Here is a 20,789-nt window from a genome sequence, read left to right on the forward strand (position 1 = left end):
ACTCTGTCAAAGTTCGTTACAAATTTGACAGAAATAGCTTTCCAATCAACGACCTACTTCGGTTTCCGCATCTGGAATGTTGCTTTCCGCATGCCAGTGGCGTGACACCGCCCGCAGGCAGTGTGCATGCTGCACAGCAATGATGTCAGGCTGCACCAACCTGGGCAGCCGCCATCAGCTTGCGCGTATACGGATGTTGCGGCGCGCCGAGAACCGACTCGGTTTCCCCCGCCTCGACCACCTCGCCCGCCTTCATCACGATGACCCGGTGCGCCATGGCGCGTATCACGGCGAGGTCGTGGCTGATAAACAGGTAGCTGAGGTTGTACTTGTGCTGCAACTGGGAAAGAAGCCCCAGCACCTGCTGCTGGATCGAGACATCGAGCGCCGAAGTGGGCTCGTCGAGCACCAGCACCTGCGGCTTGAGGATCAGCACCCTGGCGATGGCGATGCGCTGGCGCTGGCCACCCGAGAACTCATGCGGGTAGCGTCCCAGCGCCGTGCGGTCGAGCCCGACTTCGCGCAGCGCCTCGATGACCTGCTGACGCATGGCGTCGCGCGACAAACCCTTCTGGTGCAGCCCCAGCCCCTCGCCGACAATCTGCTCGATCGTCATGCGTGGCGACAGCGACCCGAACGGATCCTGGAACACGACCTGCATGCGCGAACGCATTTCGCAACGGTCCTTGCGCGTGGCGCCGTCGAAACTGCTCCCGAGGAAATGGATAGTGCCGGCGCTCTTGCGCTGCAGGGCCAGCACCGCATGGGCCAGCGTGGTCTTGCCCGAGCCCGATTCCCCGACGATGCCGATGGTCTCGCCCTCGCGCAGCTGGAAATCGACATCCTTGACGGCCGCGAACTGGTCCTTGCCGAACCACCCCGCCATCCCCTTGCGCTTGCGCGAGTAGTTCACGCAAAGTCCGCGCGCTTCCAGCAGCGTAGGCGCCAGCGGCACCAGCGGCAGCACCTCGCGGCGCGGGCGGCTGTCGATGAGCTTGCGCGTATAGGGATGCTGGGGCGAGGCGAACACCTGGGCAGTGTCGCCCGTCTCGACCATCACGCCCTTCTCCATGACACCGACCCGCTGGGCAAACGAGCGCACGAGGTTCAGGTCGTGGGTGATCAGCATCACCGCCATGCCGAACTCGGTCTGCAAGTCGCGCAGCAGGTCCATGATCTGCGCACGGATGGTGACGTCCAGCGCCGTGGTCGGCTCGTCGGCCAGCAGCAGCTTCGGGCGGCATGCCAGGGCCATGGCAATCATGGCGCGCTGGCGCTGCCCGCCTGACAGCTGGTGCGGGAAACTGTCGAAGCGATGCGCGGCGTCGCTGATGCCGGTGCGCTCCAGCAAGGCAATGGCGCGCTCGCGCGCCGCGCGCCGGTCCAGCCCTTCATGCAGCGCCAGCGTCTCGACGATCTGGTTGCCGATCGTGTAAAGCGGATTCAGCGCGGTCATCGGCTCCTGGAAGATCATGGCGATCTCCGCGCCGCGGATGGCACGCATCTCCCGATCCGAGACGTCGAGCAGGTTCCGGTCCTGGAAACGGATCGCCCCATCGTAGTGGGCGTCTTCCACGAGGCGCAGCATCGCCAGCGCGGTCACCGTCTTGCCGGAGCCTGACTCCCCGACCAGCGCGTAGCGCTCGCCGGCGCGCAGGTCGAAGCTGACTTCGCGCACGGCGCGCGTGGCATCGTCGCCATGGCCGAACGTGACCGAAAGCTTGTCCACGCAGATCAGCGTGCCACCTGCCGACGGCGGTGGCGACGGATCGGCCAGCATGGCCTCCGCTTCGCGGAGCTTGGGCACCACGTTCATGGCGTTGCTCCCGCAGGCGCACCAGCCGGCACCTTGGGCGCCACGCGGCCGCGTAGCGCGGCCAGGCCCAGGCGCGTGTCGAAGGCATCGCGCAGCGCATCGCCCATGAACGTCAGCAGCAGCAAGGTCACCACCAGCACGGCGAAGGTCGACAGCGAGATCCACCAGGCATCGAGGTTCCCCTTGCCCTGCGCCAGCAACTCGCCCAGGCTGGGCGTGGTGGGCGGCACGCCCAGGCCCAGGAAATCCAGGCTGGTGAGCGCCAGGATCGCCGCGCTCATGCGGAACGGCAGGAACGTGATCACCGGCGTCAGGCTGTTGGGCAGGATATGGCGCCACATGATCTGCACGTTGGACAGGCCCAGCGCGCGCGCGGCCTTGACGTAGTCGAGCGAGCGATTGCGGTAGAACTCCGCGCGCACGTAATCCGAAAGCCCCATCCAGCCGAACAGCGACAGCAGGATGATCAGCAGCGCCAGGCTGGGCTCGAAGATCGACGCGAAGATGATCAGCAGGTACAGCTCCGGCATGGAACTCCAGATTTCGATGGCCCGCTGCGAGAACAAATCGAAGCGCCCGCCAAAGAAGCCCATCAGCGCGCCGGTCAGTGTTCCGATCAGCACGCCAAGCACCGTCAGCGCCATGCCGAACAGCACCGACACGCGGAAGCCATAGAGCAGCCGCGCCAGGATGTCGCGGCCACGGTCATCGGTGCCGAGCCAGTTTTCAGCCGACGGCGGTGCGGGGTTGGGCTCCTTGGCGAAGTAGTTGAGCGAGTCGTACGAATAGCGGTTCAGCGGGAACACCGCGAAATTGCCATTCGAGGTGATGCGGTCGCGGATATAGGGATCGAGGTAGTCCGCCGGCGTGGCGAAATCCCCATCGAAGGTGGTTTCAGGATAGACCTTGACGATCGGGAAATACCACTCGCCCTTGTAGCGCACCACCAGCGGGCGGTCGCTCGACAGCACTTCCGCACACAGGCTCAGCGCAAAGATCGCCACGAACAGGATCAGGCTCCAGTAGCCCAGGCGATTGCGCCGGAATCGCTGCCACGCCCGCTGGCGCGGCGACAGCGAGTGCGGCAAGCCCGTCGCTTGCGAAAGTGATTTCATCGGTGCAAGGCCTCGAAATGGATGCGCGGATCGACCAGCACGTAGCAGACGTCGGAAATCAGCCGGGTAACCAGGCCGATCAGGGTGAACAGGTAAAGCGTGCCCAGCACCACCGGATAGTCGCGCCGAAGCACGGCCTCATACGACAGCAGGCCAAGGCCGTCGAGCGAGAACAGCGTTTCGATCAGCAGCGACCCGGTGAAGAACGCGCCGATGAACGCGGCCGGGAACCCGGTGACCAGCGGGATCAAGGCGTTGCGGAACACGTGCTTCCAGAGCACGCGGCGCTCCGACAAACCCTTGGCCCGCGCGGTCAGCACGTACTGGCGGCGGATCTCGTCCAGGAAGGCGTTCTTGGTCAGCATGGTCACCACGGCAAAGCTGCCCACCACCGACGCGGTAATCGGCAGCACCAGGTGCCACAGGTAGTCCATGACCTTGCCCATCAGCGACAGCTGGTCCCAGTTGTCGGAGGTCAGGCCGCGCAGCGGAAACCACTGGACGAAGGTACCGCCACCGAACAGCACCAGCAGCAGCACCCCCAGCACGAAGCCCGGGATGGCGTAGCCGACCAGCACGATCATGCTGGTCACCACGTCGAACCGGCTGCCGGCGCGGATGGCCTTGGAAATCCCGAGCGGCACCGATATCAGGTAGGTCAGGAAGAAGGTCCACAGCCCGAGGCTCACCGAGACCGGCAGCTTGGACTTGACCAGCTCCCACACGCTGCGGTGCTGGAAATAGCTCTGGCCAAGGTCAAACCTGGCAAAGCGCTTGAGCATCAGGAAGTAGCGCTCGAGCGGCGGCTTGTCGAAGCCATACAGGGCCTGGATTTCCTTGATCTTCTCTGGATCCACGCCGCGGCGGCCACGGTACTCGGCACCGCCGCCGCTGGCTTCGCCGCCACCGCCGCCGCGCCCCTTGAGTTCGAGCATCATCTGCTCGACGGGGCCGCCCGGCACGAACTGGATCACGGCGAAGGTCAGCGTGATGACCCCGATCAGCGTCGGAATCATCAGCAGGATGCGCTTGAACAGATAGGCAAGCATCGGCTGCCCCCTTTCTTCAGCGAGCCGCGGATGACGCGACCGTATCGGTGCGCCACCAGTTGCTCAGAATCCAGCCTTCGGCCGTGTAGTAGTAAGGCAGCCGGTCCTTCGGATAGCTCAGTTCCTTGCGGTAAGCCACCCGATGCGAAGCACTGTACCAGTTCGGCACGATGTAATAGCCATGCATCAGCACCCGGTCCAGCGCCCGGCCCGCAGTGACGAGTTCCTCACGCGTATTGGCGTGCAGGACATCGTCCACGAGCCGGTCGACCTGCGGCGACTTCAACCCGAACAGGTTGTCCGAGCCCGGCGTATCGGCCGCCTCGCTCGAGAACCGGTCGCGCAGTTCGTTGCCCGGGCTCTGCGAATCGGGGAAGCGGATCGACACCATGTCGAAGTCGAAGTCCTCGAGCCGCTTCTGGTACAGCGCGTAGTCGGTGGTGCGCTGGTTGACCTGGATGCCGAGCTTCTCGAGATTGCGGACGTAGGTCGTGATCACCCGGCTCATGGCGCCGCCGTCGTCGAGAAACTCGAACACCATCGGCTCGCCCTTGGCGTTGCGCAGCGCATCATCGGTGTAGGTCCAGCCGGCCTGCGCCAGCAGGCGGCGCGCCTCGCGCAGGTTGTCCCGCAGCGAGCGCGGCGGATTGGTGCTCGGCTGCACGACATCGGGGCCAAAGACCTCGGACGGCAGTTTGGCCTGCATCGGCTCGAGCAGCTTCAGCTCCCCCGGCCCCGGCCTGCCGTCAAAGGTGGCGCTTGCCGCCAGTTCGCTGTTGGAGAACCAGCTGTTCAGCCGCTTGTATGCGCCATAGAAGAGCTGGCGGTTGAGCCATTCGAAATCCAGCGCGAGGATCAGCGCCTGCCTGACCCGCACGTCCTTGAAGATCGGCTTGCGCATATTCATGACGAAGCCCTGCATGCCGGCGCCGTTGCGGTGCGGGAACTCGGTCTTGATCAGCTCGCCCTTGCTGAAGCGCGTGCCCTGGTAGCTCTTGGCCCAGTTCTTGGCACGGTATTCGACGATGGCGTCGAATTCGCCGGCCTTGAAGGCTTCGAGCTTGGCGGTTTCGTCCTTGTAGAGCCGGTACACCACGCGCTCGAAGTTGAAGGTGCCGCGCCGCACCGCGAGGTTCTTGCCCCAGTAGTTCGGGTCGCGCTTGAAGATGATGCCGCGGCCCGCGTCATAGCGGTCGATGATGTACGGGCCGCTGGTCACCGGCTCCTCGAAGGTCAGCTTCTCGAACGACACCTTCTGGGTCCACTTCTTTGAGAACACGGGCAGCGAGCCGACAATCAGCGGCAATTCGCGGTTGCGCTGCTTGAAATCGAAGCGCACGCTGCGCTCGCCCGTGACCACCACCGATTTCACGTCCGTGCACATGCTGCGGTAGCCGGGGCTGGACGCCTTGCTCATCAGCATGTCGTAGGAATACTTCACGTCCGAAGCGAGGACCGGATCCCCATTGGAGAAGCGTGCCTCGGGACGGATATGGAAGACCACCGACAGCTCGTCCGGCGCCACCGTGACGTCATCGGCCAGCAGGCCATACGAGCTGGCGGTTTCATCGGCGCTGCTGATCAGCAGCGACTCGAACATCAGGGCATTGAGGCCCGGCGCGGCAGTTCCCTTCAGCGTGAACGGGTTGAACTTGTCGAAGCTCGTGCGGCGGTCCGGATTGGCGAGTGTCAGCGTACCGCCGATCGGGGCGTCCGGATTGACATAATCGAAATGCTTGAAATCGGCGGGGTATTTGAGATCGCCGTGCAAGGCAAAACCATGCTCCGCATTCGCCGTAGCGGGAACCCCCGCCGCCAGCGCCAGCGCCAGCCCAACACGCAGTACCGCATCCCGACGGAAGCACTGCCATGCCGCCTGAAGCGGCCAACGTGCTTGAATAGGCATCCCGCTGGATTCCTCCAATATGACCTCTGGGGTCCGGCGTTCTGCGGCCGGGCCAAGTTGTGAGACAATTTTACATGCGTTCGGGTGGGCTCCAGCCATCCGGACATTCCCTCTACGCGGCGCAATAAAATGGCCGTCTGACACCGGGGGCATGCCCCCGGCCGCAGGGCCGACGCAGAAAGCGTGCCCCAAACACCACCTTGACCACCTAGGAGAATTCATGGGATTTCTGGCAGGAAAGCGGATCCTCATCACCGGCTTGCTCTCGAACCGTTCGATTGCCTATGGCATCGCCTCGGCCTGCAAACGCGAAGGCGCCGAACTCGCCTTCACCTACGTCGGTGAACGGTTCAAGGACCGGATCAGCGACTTTGCCAAGGAATTCGGCACCGACCTCATCTTCGACTGCGACGTCGGCAGCGACGAGCAGATCGCCGCGACCTTCGCCGGCCTGGGCCAGCGCTGGGAAAAGCTCGACGGCCTGGTGCACTCGATCGGTTTCGCCCCGCGTGAAGCCATTGCCGGCGACTTCCTGGAAGGCCTGTCGCGCGAAGGCTTCCGCGTCGCGCACGACATCTCGGCCTACAGCTTCCCGGCACTGGCCAAGGCCGCGCTGCCGATGCTGGCGGACAATGCCTCGCTGCTGACCATGACCTACCTCGGTGCCGAGCGCGTGGTGCCCAACTACAACACCATGGGCCTGGCCAAGGCCGCGCTGGAAGCCAGCGTGCGCTACCTGGCGGCCTCGGTCGGTCCGCGCGGCATCCGTGCCAACGGCATTTCGGCCGGCCCGATCAAGACGCTGGCGGCGTCCGGCATCAAGGACTTCGGCAAGCTGCTCAACGCCTTCGAGAACACGGCCCCGCTGCGTCGCAACGTGACCATCGAGGAAGTGGGCAATGTCGCGGCGTTCCTGCTGTCGGACCTGGCCAGCGGCGTGACCGGCGAAATCACGTATGTCGATGCCGGCTTCAATGTCGTCGGCGCGATGCCGGCCGACGCGTAAGCCGCCGTCCGCCTGCCGGCCCTGAAGGGGCGCCAGCTTTGCTGGCGCCCTTTTTCATGGGCGGCGGTTCAGTGCACGCGCGCAGGCCTCACCGGCCCATGCGCTGGTCGTAACGGCTGGAGATACGTCCGAGCAGGCCCGGATCGCGTGAATCGCTCGAATCGAACTGTACGCGCACCGAGCCGTCGGCCTGCCGCACTACGCTGGCCCGGATCATCGTATTGCCGACATTGCCGGCAATGGACCCGCTGGCGCGATCCTGCACACTGACAGCCACGCCCTCATCGCGCATGGCGCCCGCCGCGGCGTCGAACGAGCGATCGAAATTCGCCGGCACCATCGCCGGCGCGCCATAGTAGGTGCATCCACCCTGGAAGGTCATCAGCACCGCAGCCAGCACCGCGAGGAAGATGCGTGTCATGGCGTCACCCTGGTCCAGCCCGATCCCGGATCGAATGAGGTCGTCGCTGCCGCCTTGGTCGCGGTCTCGGTGCCGAGGTCGCGCTCGAAGACCTCACCCGAATGGCTGACCATGAAGGTCTTCACACCGGTCTGGCCATAGCGGACCGGCCAGGCGATCACGGCGAATCCCCCGAACAGCTTGCCGCGCACCTGGTAATCGAATGCGCCGCCGGGCGCGCTCGCGCCCTGCTTCGTGAGCAGCTTGTAGTGGTAGCCGTAGTAGCCTTCCGCGCCCGCGCCGCGCTTGCCGGCGGTCAGGAACGCCTCGCCCAGCGGGCTCGGCTTTTCTCCCGGCTTGGTGGGCCAGTACAGGCCGTCCTGCTTGCCGGGCGAGCTGGCCAGCTTCGAGGCATAGGCGAGCACGCCGCTGCCGTCGTGATCGACCTGCGCATACTCGGCCTGCGCATCGTGAATGGCCAGCAAGGTCTGCATGACGGCCAGTTCGTTGCGCCCGATCTGGCGCACGCGCATTTCCTGAAGGCCCGCGGCCGTATCGAAGTGCCAGCCTTGCGCGGTCTTGACCAGCGGCACGGGCAGTGTCCATCCATCCGAGCCGACGGCAATGCGCGCATGCTGGTCATCGACTGCCTGCACCGCGTGGGACGCACCCCAGGCGGTCAGGAACCGGGTACGGATGTCGGCGCCGACGGGTGGAATCAGCTTCGCGAACCCTTCACCGAAGATTTTCTTCATGGCCGCGTCGTCGCTGCTTTCGACCGCAGACCCAAAGGCGGCCATCGCGTCATTGGCCGTCGGGAAGTTCTGCTGCGCGTGCGCGAACCCTGCGGTGCCGGCGACCAGCGCCAGCGCGACGGCGACCTGGCGGCACCGGGCCGCAAATGGCATACCGGAAAAGACAAGTGGCTTCATCATGGCCGTTCTCCCCGTTCAGCGCCTGCCACCACCGCCACGACCGCCGCCACCGCCGCCGCGACCGCCACCGCCAAATCCACCGCCTCCGCGGCCACCGCCGCCTCCGCCACTGAACCCGCCGCCACCGCGATTGGCCGGCGACGATTGCAGGCTGCTGCGGCCGCGATCGAAATCACGCTGCGACGCGCCGCCGCCGCCAACGCCCTGGAAGGCACTATCGCGGGCTCCGCTACGATTCGCGGTCTGTGCGCGGTTCCCCGCACCCGCCGCGCCGCCACGATTCCCGGTGCCAGCCCGGTCCGAAACACCAGCCCGGTTCGATGCACCGCCGCGATCGCCTACGCCACCGCGATCGCCTACACCACCACGGTCACCGACACCACCGCGGTCGCCCACGCCGCCCCGGTCGCCCACGCCGCCGCGATCGCCAACGCCCCCCCGGTCACCCACGCCCCCGCGATCACCGAGACCGCCCCTGTCTCCGGCACCTTCGCGGCCACGGAACTCGTTGCGCCGATCGCCTCCGGGCACATTGCGGCCGAATTTCTCGCGCGAGGCATTGTCCCGGTAGGCCACGCCCTTGCGGTGGCCGGCGTCGTGCTGCCACTTGCCGTTCTGCACCTTGGAGGCGTTGAAGTTGCGGTCGATATTGGTGGCCCGGTTGACGTTGACGTTGACGTCGCCACCGCCCCAGTTGCAGCCACCGAAGATCGCGCCCGCCGCCGCCAGGCCGACGCCCCAGGCGAAGCCCGTCGCCAGCGCGGCGCCAGGATAGTAGGCCGGATACGGCGGCCAGTAATACGGCGGATAGGAAGGATATCCCCATGACCCGTACACCACGGTCGGGTTATAGGACGGCACGTAGATGACTTCCGGGTTGGCCGGCTCGATCTTGACGATGGTTTGTCCCGGCTGCCCCGATACCGTGCCCTGCTCTACGCTCACCTGCTGCTGCTCGTTCGACTTCAGGTTGCCGGCCTGCTGCGCCTTTGCGCGCAGGCGCTGCACCGCGGCCAGCACGTCCGCTTCCTGCGCCAGGAACGCATCGCCGAGCTTCTGGGTCCAGTCGAGCTTGTCGTTCATCGGCTCCAGCGCCTGCGGGAAGGCGACCAGCGACTTGACGCTGACATCCCACGACTGGTTGGCCACCGCCTTGACGGCATCGTCGCCCTTGAGCTTGGGATTGGCCTTGACCCAGCGCGCCGCCTGCACGATTTCAAGCGGGTAGGTTGAGGCCATCAGCACCTGCGACAACACCGAATCCGGGTAAAGCGCAATGGGCGCTACCAGCGCCTCCAGTTCCTCGGGCTTGAACGTGGGCGCCTGTGGCTGCGTAGACGCCTGCGGCTGCGGCTGTCCCGGAGCGGGCGCCTGTTGTTGCGCAATGACAGTGCCAGCGCCTGACATCAGGCTGGTCACGAGCACGCCGCAGGCCACCCGGACCAGGCTCCTTCCACAAACACTCATGACGACTCTCCCCGGCTGAAGTCAGCGGAAAAGCGGCACGGTTGCCCGTGCGCGCGCGAACCGTCCGGGCACTGCGAGTGACGGTCACGCTACGACGATAGTGCGTCGCGGGCACATTTGCAATTTCTCGCGAATTAATTCAGATCACTTGGGCCAGGCCTGCACAGCGCTTTCATTCACGAGTGCGTCGGCGTGTGATGGAGCGTATCGGGGTCATCAATCCGCGGACACACAACCGATCCGGCGACGCATCGGATGCCTGCCTAAGATGGGTGAAGCAGGCCCATCACCGCTGCCGAATTGCACTGTCCGACACGCGCGGTGCGGCCCGCCGGGCACCTCCTACGCGTTTTCCCCGACTGTCCCGAGATGCAAACAAGTTGTCCCGGATAGTCAAACCGCGACCTGACAATCCCCGATACTTCGCCAGTCGCGACCGGAGCCGTTCAAGTGCCCGGGCAGAAGCGGCGACGCCCGGCGGCCGCAGCCGCAAGCGATCGAGTCTTACAGAAGAGAGGCATCCATGCTTGGACAACAATCCACCCACCCCACCATGCTGACCGGCAAGCCGGCCGCGACCGCTTCGCGCCTGTACCCGTGGCTGGTGTTCGCCCTGAGCTTCGGCCTGCTGCTGTCCGACTACATGTCGCGCCAGGTGCTCAACGCCGTGTTCCCGCTGCTGAAGGCGGAATGGGCGCTGACCGATACCGAGCTGGGCGCCCTGGGCGGCATCGTCGCCCTGATGGTCGGCCTGCTTACGTTTCCGCTGTCGATCCTTGCCGACCGCTGGGGCCGCGTCAAAAGCCTGACGCTGATGGCCGCGCTCTGGAGCCTGGCCACGCTGGGCTGCGCACTGGCCAACAATTTTGGTGAAATGTTCATCGCCCGACTGTGTGTCGGCATCGGCGAAGCCGCTTACGGCAGCGTCGGCATCGCCGTGGTGCTGTCGGTATTCCCGCGCCACCTGCGCGCCAGCCTGAGCTCGGCCTTCATCGCCGGCGGCGCCTTCGGTTCGGTGCTGGGCATGGCCGCCGGCGGCACGCTGTCGGCCCAGTTCGGCTGGCGCTGGGCATTCGCCGGCATGGCGATCTTCGGCCTGGTGCTGGTAGTCATCTATCGCGCTCTCATCACGGAACCGCGCCTGAAGGCTCAACGCCTCGCGCTTGGGGAGGACGCACCCGACGAAACCAAGCGCGAGAGCCTGGCCCTGCGCCCGCTGCTGTCCGCACTGTTCTCGGCCCGTTCGATCCTCTGCGCCTACGTTGGCAGCGCGCTGCAGCTGCTCGTAATGGGGGCGCTGCTGGCCTGGATGCCCAGCTACCTGTCGCGCTACTACGGCATGGCGACCGATCGCGCAGGCATCACCGCTGCCGCCTTCGTACTGGCTGCGGGCGTCGGCATGGTGGCGTGCGGCGCGCTGACCGACTGGGTCGCCCGTCGTTGCCCGGCCCGCAAATGGCTGATGGCGATCGCCTATAGCCTGGTCTGCTGCACGCTGCTGGCCGTGGCCTTCCGGATGCCGGCCGGTGCAGCGCAACTGGCCCTGATCGGTGCCGGCATGCTGCTGGTGGGCGGTACGGCCGGCCCCGCCAGTGCGGTGGTCGCCAACCTGACGAATCCCGCCATCCACGCCACGGCATTCGCCACGCTCACGCTGGCCAACAACCTGATGGGCCTGGCGCCCGGACCGTTCGTCACCGGCGTGCTCGCCGACCGTATCGGCCTGCTCGGCGCCCTGCAGTGGATTCCGCTGACCGGCCTGCTCGCCGCGGTGTGCTTCATCGTCGGCCGCCGCTACTACGCCGATGACCTGCAGCGCCTGGAACGCCAGTGCGACGCCCGGCAAGCCGCCCACTGACCTCCACCCCGACTAACTGGAATCCCGATGAGCCTGACTCCCGACACCACCGTCCTGCTGGTTCCCGGTCTGCGCGACCACGTGGCCGAGCACTGGCAAACCCTGCTCGAGGCGCAACTGCCGAACGCTCGTTCCGTGGCGCCGCTGGAGCACGACAAGCTGAGCCGCGACGCCCGCGTGGCCGCGCTGGACGCTGCGCTGGCGAAGATCAACGGTCCCGTGGTGCTGGTCGCCCACAGCGCCGGCGTGATGATCAGCGTGCACTGGGCCGCTAAGCATCACCGCAAGATCCGCGGCGCCCTGCTGGTGACGCCGGCCGACCTCGAAACGCCGATGCCGGCCGGCTATCCGCAAAAGGAGGCCCTGGCCGAGCATGGCTGGCTGCCCGTGCCGCGCAAGCCGCTGCCCTTCCCGAGCATCCTGGCCGCGAGCCGCAATGACCCGCTGGCAACGTACGAACGCGCCACCCGGATGGCGAGCGACTGGGGCAGCCAGCTGGTCGACCTCGGCGAGGTCGGCCACCTCAACCCGGCCGCCGGCTACGGACCTTGGCCGCGCGCTACGGAACTGATCGACCAGTTACTCCGCCTCTGCTGACGAATTCGACAAACGCCGGCAGCAGACCCGCAGACCGCAAGGTCGGCACGGGCCGCGTCGGCGCGCGCCCCCAAAGCAGTACCCAGCAGCACCTCATTTCGACGGGAACACCCGCACCACCACCAAAGAAAGAAACGGAGAATTGCCCCATGAAACTCAGGAGCATGGCCCTGGCCACATTGCTTGCCTGTTCGGGAAGCGCATTTGCGCAATCCAACGTCACGCTGTACGGCGTCGCCGACATCAACATCGAATATGCAAACCATGTTGGCGCCATTCCGCAGGCGGCCAACCAGTTCAATTCGGGTCCGTCCCACAACGTCTACCGCATGGACTCCGGTGGTGTGTCGGGCTCCCGCTGGGGCCTGCGCGGCACCGAAGATCTCGGCAATGGCCTGAAGGCGCTGTTCGTGCTCGAGAACGGCTTCAGCCTGGATAGCGGCACCCTGCAGCAGAGCAGCCGCCTGTTCGGCCGCCAGGCGTATGTCGGCGTGCAGAGCGCCACTTTCGGCCAGGTCACCCTCGGTCGCCAGTACACCTCGATCTTCGAAGCGCTCGCCAACTTCGTGCCGGGTGCCTATGCCACGCAGTACGAGCCGGCTGCCTTCCTGACCGGCCCGAACTTCCGTGAAGACAACACGGTGAAGTACACGGGCCAGTTCGGCCCGGTCACGGCCCTGGCCCACTGGTCGTTCGGTACCGGCCTGGCCCTGCCGGCCTTTATCGGCGCGGCCACGCCGATCGGCGGCAACGGCGAAGTCCCGGGCCAGTTCCGGCGCGACAGCGCCTACGGTACGGCCCTGGCCTACTCGGCGGGCCCGTTCGGCGTTACCGCCGGCTACGACCAGTGGAATCCGACCATCGGCACCGGCAACGGCACCTTCAAGAAGGCCGTGGTCGCTGCCAGCTACACCTACGGGCCGGCCAAGGTCATGGGCGGCTACCGCTGGGGCCAGAACAAGAATGCGGCGGACGTCCTGATCCAGCGCGATGACTTCTACTGGATCGGCGCCGCCTACCAGGTGACGCCGTCCGTTGCCCTGTCGCTCGAGTACGACTACGACAACCTCAAGAGCCAGTTCGGCAACACCGGTCTCGCCAATCCCTGGCAGGTCGCGTTCATTGCGAACTACGCATTCTCCAAGCGTACCGATGTGTACCTGAGCACGGCCTACTCCAAGCACGCCGGCCTGTCCATGGATTCGGTCGCCAACGTCTTCGCCACCAGCCTTGCCACGGGCAACAGCTACGCGCTGGCCAATGGCCAGAACTCCATGCTTGGCGTGGCCCTGGGTATTCGCCACAAGTTCTAAGCCGACTTAAGAAAAGCATGCTCGTTGCGGCTGTGTCGGGGAGAGATCCCCGCGCAGCCGTTTTTTTTCTTTGCCTGCCCCCACCAAGAACCAGCGTCGCTGGCTTTCCGGCAACCCGCCGACAGCCAGCCCGATACCGTGGCGTGGAGTCGGCCGGAGCCCGATCTATAATGGGCGCCACCATTCAGGGCAGGCAAGGCAGACGACCTGCGATGCCCTCCGGGCCAGCCGCGACCCATGCCTTTCTACCCTCTAGTCCTTTGCCTGACGATTGCCGTAGTCGGTGCCGTTGGCATGATCTTCACCGCCCTGCCGCGGCGCGATGATCCGACCGTCAGGGCATTCCTGACGCTGGCGGTCGGCGTGGCGATCTGGAGTGGCGGGCGGCTGCTGGAGGTCAGTTCGCCAGACCTTTACTGGCGCATCCTCTGGGCGAAGATCCAGTATTTCGGCATCGTCGCCGTTCCGATCGGCTGGCTTGTAGCCATGGCGCACCTGAGCCGGCCGCGCTACGTGGTGCCGTGGTCGATCCTGTCACTGCCATGGCTGGCGGCGGCCGTGACGGTCGCGCTGGTCTTTACCAACGAATACCACCACTGGATCTGGACCCGCATCACGCTCTCGCCGCCTGGCGTTGCGCCGGGAGCGGTGTTCGAGCACGGCCCCGGCTATGCTCTGGCCGCCGCGTGGACCTACGGGCTGCTGGCCCTGAGCCTGTACTTCCTGCTGACCGCCGAAGTGCCGAACGAAGCGCTGTCGCGACGGGGCCGCAATATCCTCGCCGGCGCCCTGCTGCTTCCGCTGAGCGCGCACGCGGCCTACCTTGTGCGCTGGACCGGCCCGCTGGGCGGCGACCTGACGCCTGCCACGTTCTCGCTGATGGCCGTGCTGGTGTGGTTCTGCGCCCTGCGCACGCATCTTGGCGACATTGGCCATTACGCGCGGCTGCGCGTCTTCGATGCCCTCGGCGAAGGCTGCGTGATCGTGAGCCCCGAGGGCATGGTGGTGGATTTCAACCCGGCTTGCGCGCGGCTGCTGCCGGAGATCGCCCGGAACCGGCCGGCGCCCGCGGCGCTGGAAAGCGTGCTGTCCGAGACGGCCGGCAATGCGGTGCCGATCGTGCCGCCCGGCATGCCGTTCGAACTGTGCGCCGAGGCGGTCCGTCGCATGGACGGCAAGCGCATCGGCACGCTGGTCTTCCTGCGTGATATCACCCGCTATCGCGAGCGCGAACTGGCGCTGACCCAGCGCTTGGGCCAGACCCAGGCGCAGCTGTCGCGCATCCAGGCCGACCTGGACATCGACGCGCTGACCGGCATTCCCAACCGCCGATATTTCCAGCGCGAAGCGCACGCCGCCGCCGAGCGCGCGTTTGCACGCGGCAGCTTGCTGGGATTGATGATCCTCGATATCGATCGCTTCAAGCAGTTCAACGATCTCTACGGGCATCCGGTCGGCGACGCGTGCCTGCGGCAGGTGGCAGGCGCCCTGGTCAGCGAACTGGAGCCTGGCCAGTTCTGCGCGCGCCTGGGCGGTGAGGAATTTGCGGTGGTGTTGCCCGAAGCCAGCCCGCAGGATACGCACGCGCTGGCGCAGCGGCTGGTCGCGGCGGTGCGCCGCCTGGATATCCCGCACGACGGCTCGCCGACCCAGCCGGTGGTCACGATCAGCCTGGGCGCGGTCTGCGCGATTCCGGAGATGCCGGCGATCGACACCCTCCTGAGCCGCGCCGACAGCGCCATGTACCAGGCCAAGCGCACCGGCCGTAACCGCTTCGTGCAGGAGCAGGCGCCCGGCGTACCGAGTTCCTGAAACTCCCGCACGCTATCCTCAGTGGCTGTTCCCGTGCAGGAACTCCGCCACCACGCGCGCCGTTTCACCGGCGGCGGTCAGCAGGAAAAGGTGGCCGTCATCGTCGAAAACTCGGAGCGTGGCGTGCGGAATGCACTTTGCCAGGATCCTCGCATTCACCAGCGGCACGATCGGATCATCGCTGCCATGCAACACCAGCGTGTGCTGCTTCAGCGCCCCGAGCCATGGCAGGCTGCTCCAGCCCCATGCGGCCATCAGCTGGTAAAGGTAGCCGCGTCCGCGCGGCGGATGCATATGACGGCCATGCTCGTCGAGCAGTGACGGGTCGTCACGGAAAGCCCCGCCGTAAAGCTCCGCGCCCACGCGTTGCAGGTACTGCGGATCCGAATACCGCCGCACGCCGATCATCTTCGTGAGCACGGACGGACTGCCCGGCACCATCAGGACACCGGGCGACGTCGCGGCCAGCACCAGCCGGCGGCAGCGCCGCGGATACAGCCGCGCGAACTCCTGCGCGAGCGCCCCGCCCCATGAAACGCCGAGCGTATCGACGGGTCCCGCATAGCCAAGGCGCGACAGCAGCTTGTCGGCCATCACGCACAGGTTGGAAAAGCGATAGGGAAACAATGGCGCCGGAGAGTGCCCTGCACCGGGGATGTCGAAGATGATGACTTCGACGTCCTCCAGCGCATCGACGAACGGCTCGACGAGTTCGAGGTTGGCGCCAATGCCGTTGAAGATGAGCAGCGGCGGATGCGCGCGGCTGCCGGGCCGGATGCCGACCCTGAGTTCCTGCCCGTCCAGGTCTACCGTTCGGGTCTGCATGATTTGTCCAGCGTCGAGGCTGGTGTTGTTTGTCGTCATCAAGTGTCCCGGAGAGAATGGCGGCGAAGCATGGCCGGGGGCGGCCATGCTTCCCTTGCGCTTACTGCTTGGGACGCAGGATGCCCTTCACCTCTTCGACGTTTTCCGCCAGGCGCTTGCCCACCGTGGCAACGCTGTCGGCCTGGGCCTTGTACACCGTATCGGTCAGGCCGCGCAGGCCGGCCACGGCCTTCTGCAGCGAGCGCGGCAGCACTTCCGAGACCTTGGCCGCGGACTCGCCGTCGGCGCCCTGGCCACGGCGCGCGAGCGACTGCAGCTCGGCGGCGGTGTCCGTCAGGAACTCGGCCTGCTGACGCACCAGCGATTGCAGGCCGGCCAGCAGCGTGACGTTCACGCTGGCGATCGCCTCGATGTCCTTGCGGCGCGATTCGAGGATCGCCGCCGGGTCCAGGCGGTTCTGCTTGACGAAATCAAACACCTTCTTGTAGGCGGCGGTATTGGTGGCTTCCATCTTCAACTCTCCTTACAGGTTACTTCACAAAATCGACGGGCCGAGATCCGGAGATCAGGCCTCGGTCACATAGCGTCCGGGCGCTTCGCACAAGGGCACATGGCGCGCGCTGCCCAGTTCCGACGGCGCGGCGTGCATGTCGCCCGAGCGCGTCTTCAGCCATTCGCCCCAGTGCTCCCACCAGGACGCCTGGGTCGTCGTGGCGCCTTCGAGCCACGCCTCGGGATCCGCCCCTTGCGCGTCGTTCAGGAAGTACTTCGCCTTGGCATTGCCGGGCGGGTTGATCAGGCTCTGCACGTGGCCACTGGAGCTGAGCACGAACTCGGTCTTGCCGCCAAAGGCGCGCACCGAGCTGTACACGCCCTTCCACGGCGTGATGTGGTCGGTCATGCCGGCCAGCACGTACTTGTCGCAATCCACTGCGGCCAGGTCGATCGGCTCGCCAAGGATGCGCAGCGCGCCCGGCGTCGCCAGCTGGTTCAGCGTCAGCATGTCGAGCAGCTGGCCATGCAGGCCTGCCGGCAGGCGCGTGGTGTCGTTGTTCCAGAACAGGATGTCGAAGGCCGGCGGGGCCTTGCCGAGCAGGTAGTTGTTGACCCAGTAGTTCCACACCAGGTCGTTCGGCCGCATCCATGCGAATACACGGCCGAGTTCCTCGCCGTCGAGCACGCCGCGGGCCTGGCTGCCCTGCCGCGCGGCATCGATGGCTTCCGGCGTCGCGAACAGGCCCAGCTGGGACTGCGCGTCAAGGCCGAACACGGACACCATCAGCGTGGCCGAATGCACGAGCTTCTCGCCACGCGCGGCGCAGTAGCCCATCAGCGCCGACATCGTCATCGCGCCGGAGCATGCGCCATGCAGGTTCACGTCGGGGCTGCCCGTGATCTCGCGGATCGCATGGATGGCTTCCACCAGCGAACCGACGTAGGTGTCGAGGTTCCAGTTGCGGTGGGCCGAGGTCGGATTGCGCCAGCTCACCATGAACACCTGCAGCTCGTTGCGCAGCAGGTGTTCAACCATGCTCTTGCCCGGCGCAAGGTCGAACACATAGAACTTGTTCACCTGCGGCGGCACGATCAGCTGCGGCCGGGCATGGACGTTCGCGGTGGTCGGCGTGTACTGGATCAGTTCGAGCACATCATTGCGAAACACCACCGCGCCGGGCGTGGCGGCAAGGTTCTTGCCGACGCGGAACGCGCCCTTGTCCACCTGCGACGGCATGCCCTGGTTGGTCAGGGTATCGGTCAGCAGGTTGACCAGGCCGCTGACCAGGTTCAGGCCACCGGTTTCGAACGTCTTGCGCAGCGCGGCGGGATTACCCAGCAGCGTGTTGGTCGGCGCCACCGCATCCATCAGCAGGTCGGTGAAATACTGCGCGCGGTCCTTGCTGCGGCCGTCCATTACCGAGCGGGTGACGAAACCGGTCATCGCATCACGCCACGCCTGGTATCCCTGCAGGGCCATGCGGTAGACCGGGTTGTCCTGCCAGGCAGGATCGCCAAAGCGGCGGTCGCGCGTGGTGGGCGCGGGCGCCGTGCCGTTCGCGACAGCCATCAGGTCCTGCGCGAGCCGGGACTGCTGCTCCAGCAGCAGCGTCGGTTCCTGCACGCACTGCGCGCCGATCTGCTGCGCGGTGCTGACCAGGTCCTGCGGCCGCATGCCCACGAACGGATTCGGCCCCGTCACGGCCGGCGTGTTGTCCAGGATCTCCGCCGGAGCGGCTGCCCTGGCTGTCGTCTTCTTTGCCTTCTTTGCCGGCGTTCTCGTACTCACGGCTGTTGTCATGCTGCCACCTCGTCCTGCTTTGTTTATTCGTGTTTGGTTTGTGCTTCAGGCGACCAGCAGCGCGAGCGACTCTGCCACCAGTGCGGGCTTGCCCTCGCCTTCGATCTCTACCGCGTTCTCCATCCGCACCAGCACGCGACCGTCGCCCTTGCGGTCGGCGGCAATCAGGCTCAGACGGTTGCGCACGCGCGCACCCGACTTCACCGGGGTCAGGAAGCGGGCCTTCTCCAGGCCGTAGTTCACCGCGGCGCTCGCGTCGTGCGGCACTGCGCCCAGCTCGATCATCTGGCTCGCCACGAGCGAGAGCGTCAGGTAGCCGTGGGCAATGGTGCCGCCGAACGGGCTTTCGCGCTGCGCGCGATCCACGTCCACGTGGATCCACTGGTGGTCGCCGGTGCAATGCGCGAACGCGTCGATGCGCGCCTGGTCGATCTCCACCCACTCGGACACGCCGAGTTCCTTGCCGACGAACGCGTCGAGCGTGGCCATGCTGTAGCCTTCGATTGCCATCTTCTTTCCTTCGTTGTCTTGTATTCGGGTCCGCCGCGTCAGAAGCAGGATTCGTCTAGCGCCAGGAAACCGTCCCGGCCCGTCGTGCTGATGACGGCTGCCTCGAACGCGGAGGCGCGCGGCAGGATGTGATTGGCGAAGTACTCGGCGGTCGCGATCTTGGCGCCGTAGAAGGCTTCGTCCTCGGCACGCTTCTGCGTCGCGACGATCAGCGCCCGCGCCATCTGCCAGCCCGTCAGCACGATGCCCGTCAGCTTCAGATAAGCGACGCTTGCGCCGAACACGGCATTCGGGTCCTTGCGGGTGTTCTCCACCACGTGGTCCACCGCATTGCCCAGGGCCAGGCGCGCCACGCCAAGGCGCATCAGCATGGCGCTGCATGCACCATTGCGGCAGCCGTCGGCGTATTCCTTCAGGGCTTCCAGGGTCTTGTCGATTTCGGCCAGGATGCCGCGCGCCGCCGCGCCGCCATCGCGCACGGTCTTGCGGCCGATCAGGTCGTTGGCCTGGATCGCCGTGGTGCCTTCGTAGATCGGCAGGATGCGCGCGTCGCGGTAGTGTTGCGCCGCGCCGGTCTCTTCGATAAAGCCCATGCCGCCGTGCACCTGCACGCCAAGACTGGTCACTTCCAGCGACATCTCCGTGCTCCAGCCCTTGATGACGGGCACCAGGTATTCGTAGGCCGCGCCGAATTGTTCCCGCGCCGCGGCGTCCGGCGACCGGTGCGCAAAGTCGGAATAGCCTGCGGCCACCAGTGCCAGCGCACGCGCGCCTTCGGTCAGCGCGCGCATTTCGGTCAGCATGCGGCGCACGTCGGGATGGTGGATGATCGACACGGCCTCTTTCGCCGAGCCATCGACCGGGCGGCTCTGCACGCGGTCCTTCGCATAGGCCACGGCCTGCTGGTAGGCACGATCGGAGATGGCGATGCCCTGCACGCCCACGCCGAAGCGCGCAGCGTTCATCATCACGAACATGTACTCCAGGCCGCGGTTCTCCTCGCCGATCAGGTAGCCGATGGCGCCGCCGTTGTCGCCGAACTGCAGCACGGCGGTCGGGCTGGCCTTGATGCCGAGCTTGTGCTCGATCGACACGCACTCCACGTCGTTGCGCGCGCCCAGCGAACCGTCGTCATTGACCAGGAACTTCGGTACCAGGAACAGCGAGATGCCCTTCACGCCTTCGGGCGCGTCCGGCGTGCGGGCCAGCACCAGGTGCACGATGTTCCCGGCCATGTCGTGCTCGCCGTAGGTGATGAAGATCTTGGTGCCGGACACCTTGTAGGTACCATCCGCCTGCCGGTCGGCGCGCGTGCGCACCAGGGCCAGGTCCGACCCGGCCTGCGGCTCGGTCAGGTTCATGGTGCCGGTCCACTCGCCGGCGATCAGGCGCGGCAGGTAGCGTTGCTTCAGTTCGTCCGAGCCGGCCGTGAGCAGTGCCTCGATCGCGCCGTCGGTCAGCAGCGGGCACAGCGCGAACGACATGTTGGCCGCGTTCATCATCTCGATGCACGGCGCGGCCACCAGCTTGGGCAGGCCCTGGCCGCCGAACTCCGCCGGATGCACGATGCCCTGCCAGCCGCCTTCGCCGAACTGGCGGAACGCGTCGCGGAAGCCTTCGGTGGTCGTGACCTGGCCGTCGTTCCAGCTGCTCGGCTGGCGGTCGCCCGCGGCGTTCAGCGGGGCCAGCACTTCGCCGTGGAACTTGGCGGCTTCCTCCAGCACTGCCTCGACCGTTTCCGGCGTGGCATCTTCATAGCCCGGCAGCGTGGCAATCTTTGTCAGTCCGGCCAGTTCGCGCATGGCGAACAGCATGTCCTTGGTGGGCGCGGTATAGCTCATCTCATTCCTTTCGCGGCGATGCAGCGCCGGCTCCGGGACAAAG

Annotated in this window: 17 protein-coding genes; 5 read left to right on the plus strand and 12 right to left on the minus strand. The window is 66.2% G+C overall.

Annotated elements, in window-relative coordinates:
- Positions 1-145: 145 nt before the first annotated feature.
- From AC3FKG_RS12405 to AC3FKG_RS12420, 4 genes are read right to left on the minus strand one after another with little or no spacing between them, the layout of a single operon-like run.
- Entirely contained in the window at positions 146-1,780 is a 1,635-nt protein-coding gene (locus tag AC3FKG_RS12405; protein WP_488743231.1) for an ABC transporter ATP-binding protein, read from the minus strand.
- Between the two features lie 32 nt (positions 1,781-1,812).
- Complete coding sequence (locus AC3FKG_RS12410; RefSeq protein WP_483708514.1) at positions 1,813-2,931, minus strand: ABC transporter permease; 1,119 nt, start codon at positions 2,929-2,931, stop codon at positions 1,813-1,815.
- Positions 2,928-3,980: a microcin C ABC transporter permease YejB gene (locus AC3FKG_RS12415; RefSeq protein ID WP_483708515.1), complete on the minus strand. Its 1,053-nt coding sequence runs from the start codon at positions 3,978-3,980 to the stop codon at positions 2,928-2,930. The genes AC3FKG_RS12410 and AC3FKG_RS12415 overlap by 4 nt, the downstream gene beginning before the upstream one ends.
- 16 nt (positions 3,981-3,996) lie before the next feature.
- Entirely contained in the window at positions 3,997-5,886 is a 1,890-nt protein-coding gene (locus tag AC3FKG_RS12420) for an extracellular solute-binding protein (protein WP_483708516.1), read from the minus strand.
- Positions 5,887-6,106: 220 nt separating this feature from the next.
- Here AC3FKG_RS12420 and fabI point away from each other — a divergent pair, with 220 nt between their 5' ends.
- Complete coding sequence (gene fabI, locus AC3FKG_RS12425; protein ID WP_483708518.1) at positions 6,107-6,892, plus strand: enoyl-ACP reductase FabI; 786 nt, start codon at positions 6,107-6,109, stop codon at positions 6,890-6,892.
- An 88-nt stretch (positions 6,893-6,980) separates the two neighbouring features.
- On the opposite strand, the gene AC3FKG_RS12430 is transcribed toward fabI, so the two are convergent.
- Genes AC3FKG_RS12430 through AC3FKG_RS12440 form a run of 3 tightly spaced genes read right to left on the minus strand, consistent with a single transcriptional unit; the run spans position 6,981 to position 9,694 of the window.
- Complete coding sequence (locus tag AC3FKG_RS12430) at positions 6,981-7,313, minus strand: hypothetical protein (RefSeq protein WP_483729765.1); 333 nt, start codon at positions 7,311-7,313, stop codon at positions 6,981-6,983.
- Positions 7,310-8,224, minus strand: a complete 915-nt coding sequence (locus AC3FKG_RS12435; protein WP_483711507.1) for a DUF2950 domain-containing protein — start codon at positions 8,222-8,224, stop codon at positions 7,310-7,312. Before AC3FKG_RS12435 ends, AC3FKG_RS12430 begins: the two co-directional genes overlap by 4 nt.
- Before the next feature lie 18 nt (positions 8,225-8,242).
- Positions 8,243-9,694, minus strand: a complete 1,452-nt coding sequence (locus AC3FKG_RS12440; RefSeq protein ID WP_488743216.1) for a DUF3300 domain-containing protein — start codon at positions 9,692-9,694, stop codon at positions 8,243-8,245.
- 523 nt (positions 9,695-10,217) lie between these two features.
- On the opposite strand from AC3FKG_RS12440, the gene AC3FKG_RS12445 reads away from it, so the two are divergent.
- From AC3FKG_RS12445 to AC3FKG_RS12460, 4 genes are all read left to right on the plus strand, one after another.
- On the plus strand, positions 10,218-11,552 hold the full coding sequence (locus tag AC3FKG_RS12445) for an MFS transporter (RefSeq protein ID WP_488743217.1): 1,335 nt from the start codon (positions 10,218-10,220) through the stop codon (positions 11,550-11,552).
- A gap of 27 nt (positions 11,553-11,579) precedes the next feature.
- The gene (locus tag AC3FKG_RS12450) at positions 11,580-12,149 is read left to right on the plus strand and encodes an RBBP9/YdeN family alpha/beta hydrolase (RefSeq protein ID WP_483708523.1); all 570 of its coding nucleotides are present in this window, start codon (positions 11,580-11,582) and stop codon (positions 12,147-12,149) included.
- A gap of 149 nt (positions 12,150-12,298) precedes the next feature.
- Complete coding sequence (locus tag AC3FKG_RS12455) at positions 12,299-13,462, plus strand: porin (RefSeq protein ID WP_483708524.1); 1,164 nt, start codon at positions 12,299-12,301, stop codon at positions 13,460-13,462.
- Between the two features lie 237 nt (positions 13,463-13,699).
- Entirely contained in the window at positions 13,700-15,274 is a 1,575-nt protein-coding gene (locus AC3FKG_RS12460; protein ID WP_483708526.1) for a GGDEF domain-containing protein, read from the plus strand.
- Positions 15,275-15,292: 18 nt separating this feature from the next.
- On the opposite strand, the gene phaZ is transcribed toward AC3FKG_RS12460, so the two are convergent.
- The 5 genes from phaZ to AC3FKG_RS12485 all read right to left on the minus strand — a co-directional run bounded on the left by phaZ (position 15,293) and on the right by AC3FKG_RS12485 (position 20,746).
- Positions 15,293-16,099 (minus strand): poly(3-hydroxyalkanoate) depolymerase, encoded by an 807-nt coding sequence (phaZ, locus tag AC3FKG_RS12465; protein ID WP_483708527.1) that lies wholly within the window; start codon positions 16,097-16,099, stop codon positions 15,293-15,295.
- A gap of 100 nt (positions 16,100-16,199) precedes the next feature.
- Positions 16,200-16,610, minus strand: coding sequence for a phasin family protein (locus AC3FKG_RS12470; protein WP_483708529.1), 411 nt, complete (start codon positions 16,608-16,610; stop codon positions 16,200-16,202).
- A 54-nt stretch (positions 16,611-16,664) separates the two neighbouring features.
- Positions 16,665-18,395: an alpha/beta fold hydrolase gene (locus AC3FKG_RS12475; protein WP_488743218.1), complete on the minus strand. Its 1,731-nt coding sequence runs from the start codon at positions 18,393-18,395 to the stop codon at positions 16,665-16,667.
- Between the two features lie 45 nt (positions 18,396-18,440).
- The gene (locus tag AC3FKG_RS12480; protein ID WP_488743219.1) at positions 18,441-18,905 is read right to left on the minus strand and encodes a MaoC family dehydratase; all 465 of its coding nucleotides are present in this window, start codon (positions 18,903-18,905) and stop codon (positions 18,441-18,443) included.
- A gap of 38 nt (positions 18,906-18,943) precedes the next feature.
- On the minus strand, positions 18,944-20,746 hold the full coding sequence (locus AC3FKG_RS12485) for an acyl-CoA dehydrogenase C-terminal domain-containing protein (protein WP_488743220.1): 1,803 nt from the start codon (positions 20,744-20,746) through the stop codon (positions 18,944-18,946).
- Positions 20,747-20,789: the final 43 nt, after the last annotated feature.

The organism is Cupriavidus sp. 22TCCZM04-2, assembly GCF_057798895.1.